Source organism: Undibacterium pigrum (assembly GCF_003201815.1).
In the GTDB taxonomy this organism is placed as follows: Bacteria; Pseudomonadota; Gammaproteobacteria; order Burkholderiales; family Burkholderiaceae_D; genus Undibacterium; species Undibacterium pigrum.
In genome coordinates, this window is record NZ_QJKB01000002.1 from 725,420 (window position 1) to 741,131 (window position 15,712).

At 51.8% G+C, this 15,712-nt stretch carries 15 protein-coding genes; 5 read left to right on the forward strand and 10 right to left on the reverse strand.

What is annotated here, in order from left to right:
• Positions 1-9: 9 nt before the first annotated feature.
• From DFR42_RS10210 to DFR42_RS10240, 6 genes are all read right to left on the reverse strand, one after another.
• Complete coding sequence (locus tag DFR42_RS10210; RefSeq protein ID WP_110254841.1) at positions 10-1,932, reverse strand: M64 family metallopeptidase; 1,923 nt, start codon at positions 1,930-1,932, stop codon at positions 10-12.
• A gap of 319 nt (positions 1,933-2,251) precedes the next feature.
• On the reverse strand, positions 2,252-3,727 hold the full coding sequence (locus DFR42_RS10220) for a sulfite reductase subunit alpha (protein WP_110254843.1): 1,476 nt from the start codon (positions 3,725-3,727) through the stop codon (positions 2,252-2,254).
• Between the two features lie 38 nt (positions 3,728-3,765).
• Positions 3,766-4,782: an FAD:protein FMN transferase gene (locus tag DFR42_RS10225; RefSeq protein ID WP_110254844.1), complete on the reverse strand. Its 1,017-nt coding sequence runs from the start codon at positions 4,780-4,782 to the stop codon at positions 3,766-3,768.
• A gap of 27 nt (positions 4,783-4,809) precedes the next feature.
• Positions 4,810-5,619 (reverse strand): DUF4198 domain-containing protein, encoded by an 810-nt coding sequence (locus DFR42_RS10230; RefSeq protein ID WP_110254845.1) that lies wholly within the window; start codon positions 5,617-5,619, stop codon positions 4,810-4,812.
• 20 nt (positions 5,620-5,639) lie between these two features.
• Entirely contained in the window at positions 5,640-6,158 is a 519-nt protein-coding gene (locus DFR42_RS10235) for a DUF2271 domain-containing protein (protein ID WP_110254846.1), read from the reverse strand.
• 53 nt (positions 6,159-6,211) lie between these two features.
• The gene (locus tag DFR42_RS10240; protein ID WP_110254847.1) at positions 6,212-6,850 is read right to left on the reverse strand and encodes a PepSY-associated TM helix domain-containing protein; all 639 of its coding nucleotides are present in this window, start codon (positions 6,848-6,850) and stop codon (positions 6,212-6,214) included.
• Positions 6,851-7,041: 191 nt separating this feature from the next.
• On the opposite strand from DFR42_RS10240, the gene glmU reads away from it, so the two are divergent.
• Positions 7,042-8,400, forward strand: coding sequence for a bifunctional UDP-N-acetylglucosamine diphosphorylase/glucosamine-1-phosphate N-acetyltransferase GlmU (glmU, locus tag DFR42_RS10245; RefSeq protein WP_110255014.1), 1,359 nt, complete (start codon positions 7,042-7,044; stop codon positions 8,398-8,400).
• An 81-nt stretch (positions 8,401-8,481) separates the two neighbouring features.
• Here the strand turns inward: glmU and DFR42_RS10250 are convergent, their stop codons facing one another.
• Positions 8,482-9,219 (reverse strand): hypothetical protein, encoded by a 738-nt coding sequence (locus tag DFR42_RS10250; protein ID WP_110254848.1) that lies wholly within the window; start codon positions 9,217-9,219, stop codon positions 8,482-8,484.
• A 307-nt stretch (positions 9,220-9,526) separates the two neighbouring features.
• On the opposite strand from DFR42_RS10250, the gene DFR42_RS10255 reads away from it, so the two are divergent.
• Positions 9,527-10,576, forward strand: coding sequence for a porin (locus tag DFR42_RS10255; protein WP_110254849.1), 1,050 nt, complete (start codon positions 9,527-9,529; stop codon positions 10,574-10,576).
• Between the two features lie 122 nt (positions 10,577-10,698).
• Here DFR42_RS10255 and DFR42_RS10260 read toward each other — a convergent pair whose 3' ends face one another.
• From DFR42_RS10260 to DFR42_RS10270, 3 genes are all read right to left on the reverse strand, one after another.
• A complete protein-coding gene (locus DFR42_RS10260; RefSeq protein WP_110254850.1) occupies positions 10,699-11,517 on the reverse strand; it encodes an SDR family oxidoreductase in 819 nt (272 codons plus the stop codon).
• Entirely contained in the window at positions 11,514-12,269 is a 756-nt protein-coding gene (locus tag DFR42_RS10265) for a class II aldolase/adducin family protein (protein WP_110254851.1), read from the reverse strand. Before DFR42_RS10265 ends, DFR42_RS10260 begins: the two co-directional genes overlap by 4 nt.
• A gap of 229 nt (positions 12,270-12,498) precedes the next feature.
• Positions 12,499-13,089, reverse strand: a complete 591-nt coding sequence (locus DFR42_RS10270) for an HD domain-containing protein (RefSeq protein WP_110254852.1) — start codon at positions 13,087-13,089, stop codon at positions 12,499-12,501.
• A 141-nt stretch (positions 13,090-13,230) separates the two neighbouring features.
• On the opposite strand from DFR42_RS10270, the gene DFR42_RS10275 reads away from it, so the two are divergent.
• From DFR42_RS10275 to DFR42_RS10285, 3 genes are all read left to right on the forward strand, one after another.
• Positions 13,231-13,899, forward strand: a complete 669-nt coding sequence (locus tag DFR42_RS10275) for a Crp/Fnr family transcriptional regulator (RefSeq protein WP_110254853.1) — start codon at positions 13,231-13,233, stop codon at positions 13,897-13,899.
• Between the two features lie 80 nt (positions 13,900-13,979).
• Positions 13,980-14,804: a substrate-binding periplasmic protein gene (locus DFR42_RS10280; protein ID WP_110254854.1), complete on the forward strand. Its 825-nt coding sequence runs from the start codon at positions 13,980-13,982 to the stop codon at positions 14,802-14,804.
• A gap of 53 nt (positions 14,805-14,857) precedes the next feature.
• The gene (locus tag DFR42_RS10285; protein ID WP_245936905.1) at positions 14,858-15,685 is read left to right on the forward strand and encodes a substrate-binding periplasmic protein; all 828 of its coding nucleotides are present in this window, start codon (positions 14,858-14,860) and stop codon (positions 15,683-15,685) included.
• Positions 15,686-15,712: the final 27 nt, after the last annotated feature.

A 15,712-nucleotide genomic window follows, 5' to 3' on the forward strand; every position in this document is an offset into this window, starting at 1 on the left:
TGTCGAGACTCAGACAAATTGTATTTGTCCATCTGTAATGCCGATCAGGGCGATGGCCGCTGCGGTATCTGTTGCCGTGACAGCTGAAGCTATCGCAATACCATTCGTAATCGAAGCTTCTGGCGTCAGGTAATTCAAGCCCCATTCAACGGCGAACTGGTTGGCGACCTTGATTTTATTATCAAGCAAATTGACGACCCAGCCCCAGGTAGCATCTCCTGTAAAGGCACGTGCGCCCGCCAGTATGGCACCAACCATGGAACCGCGGCTGTGTACACCAGATTCCAGCTCGTTGAGCCAGTATTTCAAACCCGCAGCGTCAGCACCGTCAGCCCTGCCCATGGCATTCTTGTAAATGATATTGATAAAATCAGTATTGCTTAGTCCGGCGCTATAGCCAGTTTGTGCAGGGAACTGCGCTGCCGCGATAAAGAAGGCATCACCGATCTGCTTGAAACTCATGCCTGCCTTGAACTGGTTGATCCAGTAATCGAGGCCGTCGGCATCCGGTACGCGGTTGAAATAAGCGACATACAATTCTTCCAGCGATTTCAATTCTGCCGTCTTGATGGTGCGGGCATTGTCGTACACCGTGGTGTTGACGATAAAGTCTGAGAATTGAATTCTTTCCACATTATGGGTAGCCCAGTAAGCCGCATGCTGATAACCCAGCAACATGGTGTTACCGCCGATTTCATTGACGAAATAAGTGCCACCACCAGGGCCCAGCCTGGCATTGATGACCAGCGTGTCGCTGCCGCTACCGCCATCAATATAGTCATAGCGCACGGTGTCAACCGCGCTCAGGCCAATGACATTATTACTGCCGTCAAACTGGTAGATGCTATTGCTGCTATTCATGCTGCCACTCTGGCCAGCGACATTGATGATGGTCTTGTCCAGCGTGGTGTTTTCAACTTGCTGGGTAGTACTCAGGTTCTTGCGTATATAGCCGGTGTTATCTACCGTCGTCAGGCTCAGGCTGGCACCGGATTTGTAGGCGCCTGAGGAATACGCATCAAAATAGACTTTGTCGGTAGTATTAACCGTAGTGCCATTGATTTTCCAGGTATAGGATAGCAAGTTGCTGTCAGGTACATCGGGCTGGTAAATGCCGGGTATGCTGGAATACAGGTTAAGGTAGTCACCAATGGCCGCATAATATTTCAAGGCAAAGGCTTCTTTTTCAGGTGCGCTGAATGCCACGCCCAGATGATTCATTTTGGAATCCTGGGTTGCGCGCCAGATGCCGGTATTGCGATAGTAGCCGCCCTGGTAAGTGCCAACCACGCCCAGGTCGCCATCCTGAAATCCCACCCAGGCAGACCATGGTATGCGGCTCAGCGAATCTGTCACATGCGGGCTGGCCAGAAAGCCGGGATCCGTCAGCGGGTAATTGCTGGAGATGGCGGTATCCACATATTCATCCTGCAGAGCAGCAAAGCTGTGGCCTATCTCATGCAGCACCACTTCAGCCGAAGAAATATTCCCGGCCGAGGCCCAGGCGATGGAACCACCGGCACCGCCATAGAGTGCGGTATTCACCAGTACGATGACCAGCTCATGTGCATTGCTGGCGACGGCATCATTGACGACCGTATTGACCTTGCTGAAATCACCATACAGCAAACGCCCGTCACTGCCATGCTGTGTCGCATCAAAATAAGTATTGACGCTGACGCCCTGGTTAGGCTGGTCAGTACCTGATTGTGCCGAAGCTACAAAAATGGCATTGGCATTGAACAGGTTTTTGTACGATGAAAACGGCGCATTCAGCTTGGCATTGGCATCACCCAGCATATTGTCCAGGAACTTTTGCGCGTCAGCCAAAAATTTGGCGCGCTCGGCAGCCGTATAACCTTCTGCGACAAAAACAATATCAACGCGATTTTTGCTACTGCCGGTATTCAGTATGGTGGTAACGTCTGCCATGATGGGTGGACCTTGTAAATAATAACGAACCAGAAATCAGGAATAAATCCCGTAAATATATTAACAAAACGGGAAACGCTATCGTACAACAATGTCTAAGTTAAAAGACACGTATTTCATGCAGGATTTTGCAACAAGTGTTGCAAAATTGAATTGTGCTGCTGGTGTTTTATTTTCTGGCATGGGCAAGCTGCGCTGGTAAGTGCCTGCAGTGGGATGCAACACAGAAAGCGAGGTATCTGCAACCGCATTGTGCCCCTGACTGGTTCGCAGAGCATATGCCTTCAATTCCGCTTGCTCTGTTACCGCCTATTCGCCCTTAGTAGACATCCCGCCTGTACAGCCCTGCTTCTGCCATGTTTTCCAGTGTATCCAGACCCAGCAGATTACTCAAGGTCTGGTGCACATCTTCTGCCATGCCTTGCAGGCTGCCGCAGATGAGTATGGCTGCGCCATGTTCCACCCATGACTGTATTTCTGCCGCTTGCTCTTGCAGGGCATGTTGTACATAGCGACGTTCGGCCTGGTCACGCGAGAAGCAGAGGTTGAGTTTGCTAATCGCACCCTGGGTTTGCCAGGCCAGAATTTCTTCGCGATGGAAAAAATCATGCGCCTCATTTCTCTCACCAAAAAACAACCAGTTGCGTAAATGACCACTTACTGCGCGGGCCTTGAGATGGGCACGCAAGCCTGCCAGGCCAGTGCCATTTCCTATCAATATCAGCGGGCAGTCATGCGCAGGGGTGTGAAAGTTGCGGTTCTCGCGTATGCGCAACTTGATGGTCTGCCCAATTTCTGCATAGGCAGTCAGCCAGCCCGACCCTATGCCCAGGCTGCCATCGGGCCTATGCATCTGGCGTACCAGCAATTCCAGTTTGCCATCAGCAGGCAAGGACGAGATGGAATATTCACGATGTGGCAGGGGCGGGCGCTCGACCATATTATTTGCTGGCTTATTTACCTGATCCTTATCCGGTGGATAATCAGGGCCAACTTCCGCGATGTCGCCCGCCTGCCAGGCATAGTCTGCGCCGTTGGCACTTTGTGCGGGAACACAGGCAATACGATAGGCAGGTCCACCCAGGCTACCCGGATTGAGTAATTCTCTCTCGGTCATTATCCAGTCCTGGTAACCAGGCTTGCTCCAGTCTGCCATTTCAGTGTGACCACTGAGCACACCCAGATAATGTTGCCAATGACGCAGTGCACCCTCATCGCCATTATCGACTTCTATCATGTCAAACAGGCAATGCGCCTGCTGGTGCTTGAGCCACAAATCTACCCTGTGAGCAAAGGCACAGAATTGCTGGTAATGCCGGTCACCCAGGGCCAGCACGGCAAAATGCAAATGGGATAAATCGACTTTCTGGCTCATCACCAGGCGGGTGAAGGCTGCTGCATTGTCGGGTGCATCTCCTTCACCCGTGGTGCTGAGTATGAACAGCATACGGCTGGTCTTGGCCAGGGTTTCAGGCTTGATGGCTGCCATGCTGCTGACGGCAACCGTCATACCTGCGTCCTGCAAATGCTGTGCAGTTTTCAGGGCGATCTGTTCTGCAAAACCTGTCTGGCTGGCATAGGCTATCAATATGCTTTGTGCATTGGCCTGCTCCAGCTCAGCGCTAAAGCCCTGATGTTGGGTGGCCAGTTCATCCTGATGCCTGCGCAGGGTTTGCAGGCAAAAACTCAGATAACTGATAATGACCAGCACCGTGCTCCATTGTCTTTGTGCAGGCAACGGGAGAAAAAAACTGGCCAGGCACAAGATTGTCAGGGCCAGGCAGATACGGTTCATCCAGCTTAGAGAAGGTAAAGAAGGCAGACGCATCGTGCTTAATCCAGCATGGCAATCAGGGCCTGGCTCATTTTTTCTTCAAAGCCAGATGCTGTTCTTTGCAGGAACAAGGCAGCGATCTGATGTTGATTGGCATATTCCAGTCCTGCGCTACAACCCAGCACGGTCAGTGCAGTTGCCAACGCATCAGCCACCATACATTCAGCATGCAATACCGTGACGGATGCCAGATCATTGTTTACCGGGTAACCAGTGCGCGGGTCCAGGGTATGCGCATAGCGATGGCCGTCCTGTTCAAAATACTGGCGATAATCGCCGGATGTGGCAATCGACAAGCCGTGCAGGGCGACCAGATATTCCTTGTCCGGCTTACCTGCATGATCGTTTTCTACCGGGCTTTCTATCCTGACCCACCAGGGTGACTGGTCTTTTTTCATGCCCAGCCCGCGCAATTCTCCACCCAGCTCTATCAGATAACTGCTGATTTTTTGTGCATCAAGGTAACGAGCGATCTGGTCCAGGGCAAAGCCCTTGGCAATCGATGATAAATCCAGAGCGATGCTGCCGGTGCCTGTCTGGCGCAAGCGCTGCTCCAGGTGGTCAAGCTCCAGTGATTTCCAGTTGCCCGCTTGCAGGGCGCTGTTGATCTCGGCCTCAGTAGGTTTGTTTGCGCGTTTGCCTGCAGGACCAAAGCCCCACAGGTCAACCAGCTTGCCTGCCGTGATATCGTAAGCCCCGCCTGTCTGCTGCGACAGGTAGAGGCTGTAGTCGACCAGCTTGAAAAACTCTGCTGGCAAAGATTGCCAGCTACGCGCCGGTGCGCGGTTGAACTCGCATAAATAAGAAGACGGGTCCCAGGTACTCATTTGCAGGATGACCTGGTTCAGTTCTGCCTCTATGCCAGCCTGTAGTTCATGTGCGTCGTGGGCTGGCAGGCAGAGTAGCTGCACAGTCCAGCTGGTGCCCATGCTATTGCCACCGAGTGTAAGGCTGATGGCATGGGCAGGCGGAATTTGTGGTTCCGCCACATCCAGCGGTATAAAAACACGACGCATATTACTCAGTATTGAAATTAAAAACTATTACTGCGGCAAGACTTCCAGTGTTGCTACATAGGTGGCAACTCTGGATTTGGCCGGGGCCTTGACTTGCTTGTCATCCTTGATTTCTGCTTCCATCCAGTAGAGGCCAGCATTTGTCCAGCTCACACTGAACTTGCCTTCGCTGTCTGTGACAAAAGTTTTTTCATCCAGCTTCTGGCGATAACGCAGGCCGCCAGGGATCAGAGTAATACTGACCTTTGCTGCCGGTTTGCCATCCAGGGTCAGGCGGAACTGTGCTGTTTCACCAGCCACCAGGTCATTAGGGTGAGTAGCACCACTCAATTCCAGGCCATTGCCTGTGATCTCTATGGCTTTGCCGCCGGGTTTGCCATTGGTGACAAAAGTTTCGATACGGCCGCTGCGTTGTGTGACTTGCAGTTCTTCTGCATTGGCTGGCACTTCCTTGGCAAATGTTTCTGCCGTACCGCGCCAGCGTTTGACCTTGCCATCTTCTTTATAGCTGGCAAACAAGCCTTCATTCAGGATGCCGATTTTATAGCTGCCGGTTTGACTGAGTTTGACATCAAAGGTGCTGCGGTATTTGCCGGTATTGGCGTTTTCTGGTTTCAGTGCCGTGCCATCAGGCGCAGTGATGAACAGGTTGTCCAGCTTCAGCGCATTGTGATCAAAAACAAAAACATCGGTAGCAGCCGCGGCGTCAACAGTCACCCAGGGGGCATTGCCAGCAACCACAGTGGAAGACGGCACCAGGAAGGCGCGGTGAGCCTGGGCAGAGAAAACAGCTCCAGCCAGGGCCGAGAAGAGGGCGATTTTTTTTAAAGTTTTCATGATTATCCTTGAGCCGGTTTTTATTTGATCGTCACAGCAATGGTTCCCAGCTCATGGCTGCCCTGGGCTTTGAGGTTTTGTTCGCCTTTGGCTTGCCACTGGAATGGCACTTTCACGACTTCACGACCACCGCCTTCACGCGCCGCTTCAACGATGAGCTGGTATTCACCGGCTGGCAATTTAGCCAGTACACCCTTGTCACCAGCAAAGCTCAGGGTTTGCTCACCTGTGGTGCGGGTTGCGCCACTGACACCTTCGACCGGCATCTGCAATTCACGACCACTACGACGCCACCATTGACGCATGTCCTTCAACCACTTTGTGCCTTCATTGTCCTTTTTCTTCATGTCATACCAGACAGCGAGGTTGCCAGCAAATGTCTGGTCTGGTTTTTCCAGCCAGATGGCAACATAGGGTTTGTGATATTCAGCCACATTCAGGCGCGGTACTTCGACTTTGAGGGTCAGATCAGCCGCGACAGCATTCATGGCCGGGACACCCAGCAAACTGGTGATGGCAAACGGGAGCAATTTACGCATGGATATACAACCTTTTTATGGACAAAGAGTGGACGGTTTAAATTTTTTAATTATTAATGGATGAACATGAGGGCGAGTATGAGTGGCAGCACCAAACCAAACACCACCACCGGCCAGGTGCTGGGGCGTTTGCCAGCATGCATTTTCAGCAGGAACAGGCCCGTCACACAAAAAATCAGGCAGACCACGGCAAAGACATCAATAAACCAGTTCCAGGCAGTGCCGGTGTTGCGGCCTTTATGCAAGTCATTGAAGTAGGCAATCCAGCCACGACTGGTCAGCTCATATTCAATCTCGCCATTCTCCAGTTCTATGCGCAGCCAGGCATCGCCACCGGGGCGCGGCAAACCCACATACACTTCTTCAGGCGACCATTCAGGTACCTGGTCATTCAGTTTGATATCCAGGTCTTTGGCCAGGAAGTCGCTGACGTCACGCGGTATCGCGGCATCATCCGTATTCTTCACTGCATTTAGTTGTGACAACAAGGCCAGCGGCAGTCTGCCTTCTTTCTTGCTCACCACTGGATGCGCTTCTATCTGTGCCGAGTGATTCAGGGTGATGCCGGTAGCGGCAAACAGGATCATGGCGATCAGACAAAGTGCTGAGCTGATCCAATGCCATTGATGTAAATGGCGCAACCAGAAAGCCCTGCTTTGTTGTTGCGATAAATTGTCCGTACCCGATTGCATGAATTATTTCTATTTATTCTAAATGATAATTATTCTCAATTGTACATGCAGTCTTACTCAAAAAGCGGGCCGAATTGTACATTTTTGTTTCGCAAATGCTGTGGAATAAGCAATTTGGCAAGTCTTTGGCAAAGTTTGCATTAAGCGCACGTGATAAACTTTTACGGATTTCAACTTATATTTACCCCACTATGAACGTCGTTATTCTTGCAGCAGGCATGGGCAAACGCATGCAATCTTCCTTGCCCAAGGTTTTGCATGCACTGGCTGGCAAACCTTTGCTGAACCATGTGATCGCTACGGCGCGCCAGCTCCAGGCCAGCAATATTTGCGTGATCTATGGACATGGTGGCGAGCAGGTACCAAGGACGGTCGCGGCAGAAGATCTGCGCTTTGCATTGCAAGAACCACAACTGGGAACGGGCCACGCAGTTGCCCAGGCTTTGCCGGTGCTGGATGTGAACCAGCCTACCCTGGTCCTGTACGGTGACGTGCCTTTGACGACGACAGCCAGCCTGGCACGCCTCATCGCGGCGGCTGGCAAGGACAAGCTGGGTGTCCTGACCGTTGATATGGCAGACCCCACAGGCCTGGGTCGCATCGTCAGGGAAGACGGCGTCATCAAACGCATTGTCGAACAAAAAGACGCCAATGAAACTGAGCGCCAGATCACCGAAACCAATACCGGCATCATGGCGATACCGACGGCGCATTTGCAAAAATGGCTGGGCAATTTATCCAACAAGAATGCCCAGGGCGAATATTATCTGACCGACATCGTCGCCCAGGCAGTGGCCGATGGCGTGGAAGTTGTCTCAGCCCAGCCAGATGCAGTCTGGGAAACCCTGGGCGTCAACAGCAAGGTACAACTGGCCGAGCTGGAGCGCACGCATCAAAAAAATATCGCTCTCAAATTGCTGGAGCAAGGCGTGGGCCTGTACGACCCGGCACGCATCGATGTACGTGGCAACCTGCAATGCGGGCGTGATGTCACTATCGATGTAGGCTGTGTTTTTATCGGTGAAGTCCATCTGGAAGATGGCGTGAGCATAGGCCCTAACTGCGTCATCAATAATGCGCGTATTGCAGCAGGCAGCAACATCAAGGCCTTCTGCCACATTGAAGATGCAGTAGTCGGTGCCAAATCACAGATAGGCCCTTATGCCCGCCTGCGCCCTGGTACAGAGCTGGCAGAAGACGTGCACATCGGAAATTTTGTCGAAGTAAAAAACAGCCAGATCGCCGCACACAGCAAGGCCAATCACCTGGCTTATATCGGTGACGCCACCATAGGCAGCCGCGTCAATATCGGTGCAGGCACGATTACCTGCAATTATGACGGCGTGAACAAATCCCGCACCATCATCGAGGATGATGCTTTCATCGGCAGTGATACGCAACTGGTGGCACCGGTACGGGTAGGCAAGGGCGCAACTCTGGGCGCAGGTACGACACTGACCAAGGATGCACCAGAAGGCAAGCTGACCGTCTCACGCGCAAAACAAATCACGATAGATGGCTGGCAGCGTCCAGTCAAAATCAAGAAGTAAATATTCATGGTGTAGCGGCCAGCCATTTCAATCATGTCAGTCATACCGGCTGGCCGCTACACAGTAATACACATCAAAAAATCAGGACAATGTTTGCAATAACTGCGCAGCTTTCTGGGCTTGCGGAGCATTGTTTTTGACTATTTCGTCCAGATATTTTTTCGCTTCATCTGCACGGTTTTTCTCTGCTGCCAAAGTCGCCGCACGCATCCACACCGCACCGCGGAAATTCACATCAGTCTGGGCAAACTGGCTGGCATCGATCACATCTTTCAGCAATTGTTCACCCTTGTCATGGCGGTTCATTACTTTTGGTACGGCCAGATAAGTGCTGGCTGCGACAAAGCGCACTTCCAGTGCCACAGGCACGCTGCCATGCATGGCTACGCTATTGCTCGCCAGTTGCAAAGCCTGTTCCACCATTGCCGTGCCATCTTCCAGTGCCGTGGTTTTTTCACCTTTCGCCAGTTTATCCAGTGAAGACTTGGCAGTCGCTGCACCGGCATAAGACATCAGCAAGGGATTGCCAGGTTCCTGTTGCAGCATGTTGTTAAAGGTGCTGGCAGTTTGCTGATTGGCAGTGCGGCTGACATCAATCTCAGCTTGTGCCAGTGAATTGACGTAGTCCTGGTTCAACCATGCATTGACGGCATTGGCGACATATTGCTCCTGGCTGATGCTTGGTGTGTTCACCAGTTGTTTGACTGCAGTTTTAAATTCAGTTTCAGAAAAAGCCATGGCATTGCTGGCGGCCAGGGTAGCGATACCTGCGGCAAGCAACATGGCTTTGATGGTTGTTGTAGTAAAAATGTTGTTCATGATGGACTCCAGTGTTAAGTAAGTAGTTTGTGTTGTTGGGGACAGCAATGACAGATTAAGACCTGGCTACGCAAGTCACTACCCGTATGAGATCAGTGGCAGGAATCTGGTGTGAAGCACAAAGAAACTGGCGTGAAAGGAAAAACTGGACGGCAGACAGGGAGGCAATTCCGCAACACTATATTGTCGATTTGATCAGTGAGGCTGGCTTAGAAAGGCAACTGAAAGCTTGCACTCCTTAGCATGTGAACTGACCACATGACACGCATGTTGTCTGCAAAACAAAAATTTCTAAAGGAGAACACCGATGAAGAAACTACTCGGCGCGGCCACGCTGGCATGCATGGCAACTGCGGCACAGGCGCAAACCAGTGTCACCATCTACGGCCTCATTGATGCCAATATCACGTACAACAACAATGCCGATGCCAACAAGGGCAGCCAGTTCAAACTCAATAGCGGTGGCATGAATACCTCGCGCTTTGGCTTGCGCGGCAGTGAAGACCTGGGCGGTGGCCTGAAAGCCATCATGCAACTCGAAGGCGGCGTCTTGCTCGACACGGGTGCTTCTGATGGTGACATCTTTGGCCGTCAGGCCAATGTTGGCCTGCAAGGTGATTTCGGTCGCATCATTGCTGGTCGTTCTTACAGCACCACTTATGATTTCATCCTGCCATTTGACCCCATGGGTTATGCGCCGCAATATTCCTGGGCAACTTCTGCCGGTGCCACTGGCAACCGTAAAGATGGCATGCTGACAGGCGTCTCCAATTTGCTCAAGTACCAATACGATGGCAAAGGCTATAAACTCGGCGCAACCTATGGCTTTGGTGAAGTCGCGGGCAATACTTCGGGCAATGCCAAATACATCGTCGCTGCCAGCGCATTCGATGGTCCCTGGGCTGCAGTCATCACCTACGAGCAAAACAATAGCGCACCGATAGCCAATGGTTCTTATGACCAGGCCAAGGTCTTGCATCTGGGCGGTTCGTATGATTTTGGTCCTGCCAAAGTGTTTGCCGGCTACCGCAACTTCAAGAAAACCCTGGCGACAGGTGCGGCAGACCAGCGCAGTGATACCTTGTGGCTGGGTGCGAATTACTCAGTCACACCTGCCTGGACATTGACTGGCGTCTACTACTATCAGGATATTAAGAATGTTGCAGCAGGCGCAGATGCTGATCCTGGCATGCTGGTACTGCGTGCCAAGTATGCGATGTCGAAACGCACGGATATCTATATCGCCACAGGCTATGCCAAGGCCAGCAATAACAAGCTGACAGGTGTGTCACGTGATGACGCAGGGTTTGCGTCGAACCAGACTTCGGCAACGGTAGGCATACAGCACCGCTTCTGATCTGGTGAGTTGATAAGATTGTGTAGGAGCGGCTTCAGCCGCGAACAGCATACTGTTACGGCAAAAAATGTTCGCGGCTAAAGCTGCTCCTACGAGGAAATTGATGCTTCAGCTTGCACAATTCAGTGCGGCCTGACTTCCTTCTTCAACGCCGCCATCGCCATTTTCTCTACCAGGCCAGGCGCGATCAGTTTCAGCCAGCGTCCCAGCTTGCCCTTGAAGCTCATGACCACTTCGCGGTCGCTGCGTTCATAGCCACGTATGATGAGTGATGCACATTCTTCCACTGACATGGCATCGTCCTCTTTCAAGCCACTCTTGCCTGCTGCTTCGCCCGCTGCGTTATAGCCGTGGTAGCGTATTCTGGTAGCGACTACGCCAGGGTAAGCCAGCGTGACCCTGACGCCAGCCTCTTTCAATTCTGAACGCAGGCATTCAAAGAAACCAGCCATGGCAAACTTGCTGGCACTATAGGCGGTGCGGCCTGGTACGCCTATCAGTCCTGCCAGTGAAGAGACGGCGACGATGGCACCGCGTGATTTTTTGAGGTGGGGCAGGGCAGCATGGGTACACCATACACTGCCCCAGAAATTGATACGCATCAGCTCCTGATACCAGCCCAGGTTATCCACTTCTTCCAGCAGCGCCTGGGCAGATTTGCCTGCGTTATTGATGAGTACATCGATACTGCCAAACTGCTCTACTGCGGCTTCTATCAGGTTGCGGCAATTGGCTTCCATGCCCACATCAGTTTTTACCACGAGTGATACGGCACCAAAGGTCTTGCATTCGGCAGCGACTTTCTTGAGTGCGTCTTCATTGCGCGCTGCCAGCACCAGTGCCAGGCTGGGGCCATATTTCCTGGCCAGTTGACGCGCAATCTCTGCTCCTATTCCATCTGAACTACCGGTAATGACAACGACCTTGTGCTTTGCCTTCATAGTTTGTAGCTTTCATCCGTTCGATCAAGTTTGCGTATCAGGGATGGCCAGACAAAGGCACCACCCAAACCACCAGTCTGCACGCGCATGGCTTCGGCCACTCCTTTGACGATGAGTGGATTCACATGTACCAGTTCACCGCCAGCCTGCGCTGCCAGTTGTATCTGGCAAGTCGCTTCAAAGGTGTACATGGACAGGAAGGCATCAGCAATTGATTTGCCCGCTGTCAATAAGCCATGATTGCGTAACATCAGGAAGTTAGCCTGTCCCATGTCAGCTTGCAAGCGCGGCTTTTCATCTTCCCTGAAAGCAACGCCCTCATAATCATGATAAGCCAGCGATGCCAGCACAAAAGTCGATTGCTGCGACAGCGGCAGCACGCCACATTTTTGTGCGCTGACAGCAACACCGGCACGTGTATGCGTATGCAAAACGCATTGCACATCTTCCCTTGCAGCATGCACTGCACTATGAATGACAAAGCCAGCCGGGTTCACCGGAAAGGGAGAATCAATCACCTTATTGCACTGCTGATCCACCTTTACCAGAGAGGAAGCCGTGATTTCATCAAACATCAGGCCATAAGGGTTAATCAGGAAATGATGCTCAGGCCCGGGGATGCGGGCGCTGATATGGGTAAATACCAGATCGCTCCAGCCATACAATGCGACGAGGCGATAACAGGCGGCCAGGTCGACACGTAATTGCCATTCTTCTGCGCTGACCTGATCTTTGACTGAGGGGATATGCATATTGTCTCCGGTGTTGTTTTTATGTGACGAGGGCTTACACAAAACTGCCCCAAAGCGTTGCAGCTCCCGCATCTGGCAATACTCTGTACTAAAGTACTGTCTTCGTCGCTACGGTGTTTTGGGGTTTCAGACAACATGTTGTCTGCCAACGTAACGAACCGCTCCTGCAAGAGCGGTTTCCCATAACGATAGCCTTGTTGGGACAATTTTGTGTAAGCCCTATTGATTATTATTTATCGTTATTGGCGCTGACAGCGGCTTTGTAAATGGTATTGCGCGGCTGGCTGAACAGTTTGGTCAGCATGGGTTCAAATTCCACCAGCGGGAAAGTTTCTGCATGCGCATCAAAAGAGGGGTTGTCATACAGTGCGCAAAATTCTGCCGTGCGTTCAAAATGCGGGTGCCCACGGAATTGCTCGCGCATGTCCCTGTCCATGCCTATGTGATGGAAGAAATAATTGCCCTGGAATATGCCATGGTGTTGAACCATCCACAGGTTTTCTTCGCTGACAAAGGGCTTGAGTATGGCTGCCGCAATATCCGGGTGATTGAATGAGCCCAGCGTGTCGCCTATGTCATGCAACAAGGCGCAGCAGACGTATTCATCATCACGGCCATCGCGCAAGGCGCGTGTGGCGGTTTGCAGTGAATGGGTAAAGCGGTCGACCGGGAAGCCGCCATAATCACCTTCCAGCAAACGCAGATGTTGCAAGACCCTGTCCGGCAAGGCCCTGGCAAATTCCCTGAATTCACCACCTATCAACTGCCAGTCTTCCTGGGTACTGTCCTCCATACGGACAAATTGCGCACGATGTTGCATTTGTATACTCCCTGATTAGATGGATAGACATAACAGCCATACCTTAAACGCAGTTTTTATCTCAAACTGTCAAATACTTTACAATTCAATTTATCTATTCATGCGGGTAACATATCTTTCATGGCATCACAGGCAAACTTGATGAGCATCTTGATGGCCGACCCCTGGTTCGCCAGCTTGCCTGTGGCAGACCGTAAGACCATGTTAGCCTCTTGTGAACATTTGCGCTTGCGGCCCGGTGAAATGTTGTTCCGGCAAGGTGATGCGCCTGATGGGCTGTATGCCCTGCTCAGCGGCAGCGTCAAGATGTCCACCCTCAGCGCAGAAGGGCGCGAAGCCATACTCATATTTCTGGAAGCAGCGACCTGGTTTGGTGAAATTTCTCTCATCGATGAGCAGCCGCGTACCCATGATGCCACTGCACTGACTGAGGTAGAACTGCTGGTGCTTGATCCAAAAGTGTTTCGCAGCCTCATGCAGCGCAATAGCTTTGCCACAGCCATCGCCCGTATGCTGGCAAGACGCATACGTTTGTTATATGGCATAGTTGAAGATGCAGGCCTGCGTTCAGTACGGGCCAGAGTTGCGCGACGATTGTTGTTGCTGGCCGAAGTGGCTCAGCGGCCACAAGACGGCCATGCCATCGTGCCAGTAACACAAGAAGCCCTGGCCATGATGCTGGGCATGACGCGCCAGACCTTGTCGAAAGAATTAAGATTTTTTAAGCAGCATGGTTTGATACGGCTGGCTTATGGCAAGATAGAAATCCTGTCGGAAAACAAACTATCCGCCTTATGTGACAAAGAGTGACTTTCTTGACCGCAATCTTGCTTGCAGCCAAGCATCATAATGATCTATCGTGTACTGGTTCATGTTCAAGGTGAATCTTGATGAATATGCTGACAAAGTGCCACGCCAGGCATGTCGTTCTGATGTTATTTCTTAGTCATTTCTCATTGCAGACTGAGGCTGCTTGTTCGCGTGTCATCAATGCGCCTGTGGCACCGCTGGGTTTCAGTGTGATAGTCAGTGGTGATAGTGTCAGTGGTATTTATCCTGATATTTTCCGCAGCCTCTCATCCCGAGAAACCTGTCGCTTTCATTTTTCAGCTGTTCCCCGTGCGCGTCTTGAACTGTTGTTTGAAAATGGCCAGGCTGATGTTTTGTTTCCCGCCATACGCACGACAAAAAGGGATGAGCATGGTTATTTCATTCCTCTGATTTATACGCGTGCAACATTGATTTCCCTGCAGTCTGCCCGGCCTGTCATCCAGAGTCAGCAAGAATTGCTGGAACAAAAAAACCTGAAGGTGGTTGTCGTGCGCGGCTATGACTATGGAGAAGCCTATCAGGCCATCACAACAGAATTACAAAAGCAGGGCAGGCTGGTGGTCGAGGCTGATGCCGTTTCCGCAGCACGCATTCTGAAAGCCGGAGGCGCAGCAATGTCCATCATGGCCCCCTATATTTTTGTCGGAGCTGCGCAAGGTGATACCAGGGTAGAAGACATCGCCGACAAGCTCAGGTTTGAAGTCTTGCCAGAATTAGGCTGGAGTGACAGCGGCATCTATCTGTCTAAAAAAAGCTTGAATCAGGATGACCGCAATGCGCTGCAAGAGATGATGGAACGTGCAGCCCGTTCAGGCCTGGTCTGGAAGGCATTTTCACGCTACTACAAACCAGAAGTGTTAAAAGAAGGTAATCGCCCGCGCTAGGATGAGCTTGCGCTCCAGGTGCTTACTTGAAATGGCTATAATCAAACCAAATAGTGTTGGGTTCTCAGATGCAGATTGCCGTATTACGCACGATATTGTTTGCTGCCCTGCTGGTATTTACCCAGCAGATTTTTGCCGCCTGTTCACGCATTATCAATGTGCCAGTCGCCGTCACTGGCCGTAGTGTCATCATCAATGGTGAGCAAATCGATGGCATCTACCCTGACATCCTGCGCAGTCTGATGGAAAAAGACACCTGCAAATTTGCCTTGTCCGCCGTACCCAGGGCCAGGATGGAACTGATGTTTGAAACCGGCAGGGCAGACTTGCTCATCCCCGCCAGCCGTACCCCAAAGCGCGATGAACATGGCATTTTCGTGCCCATGATCTACAACCGCGCCACCCTCATTTCCCTGGAAAGCAATCGCCCCGTCATCACCTCAATGCAGGAATTGCTCGATAAAAAAGACTTGAAGGTTGCCCTGGTGCGCGGTTTTGACTATGGACCGGCTTACCAGGAACTGATCAAGGAACTGACCAGGCAAAAGCGCCTGTACTTTGATACCGACCCCCTGTCAGTTGCACGCCTGCTCAAGGCCGGTATTGCCGATGTCACCATCATGGCACCCTCCATCCTGGCAGGCGTCATCATGGATGATGCACGCGTACAGGACATGCTGGAGAAATTGCGTTTCGAACCCATCCCCGAACTACCCTGGGGTGACAGCGGTGCCTATATATCCAAAAAATCTCTGGGTGTGGAAGATACGGTCGCACTCAAGGACATACTGGAACAGGTCGCCAAATCCGGCATGGTCTGGAAAGGCTTTCAGCGTTACTATCCGGCGAATGTATTGAAAGAAAGCATACGTCCACGCTGAACGGGCTTACCAAAAACCGCCCCAGCT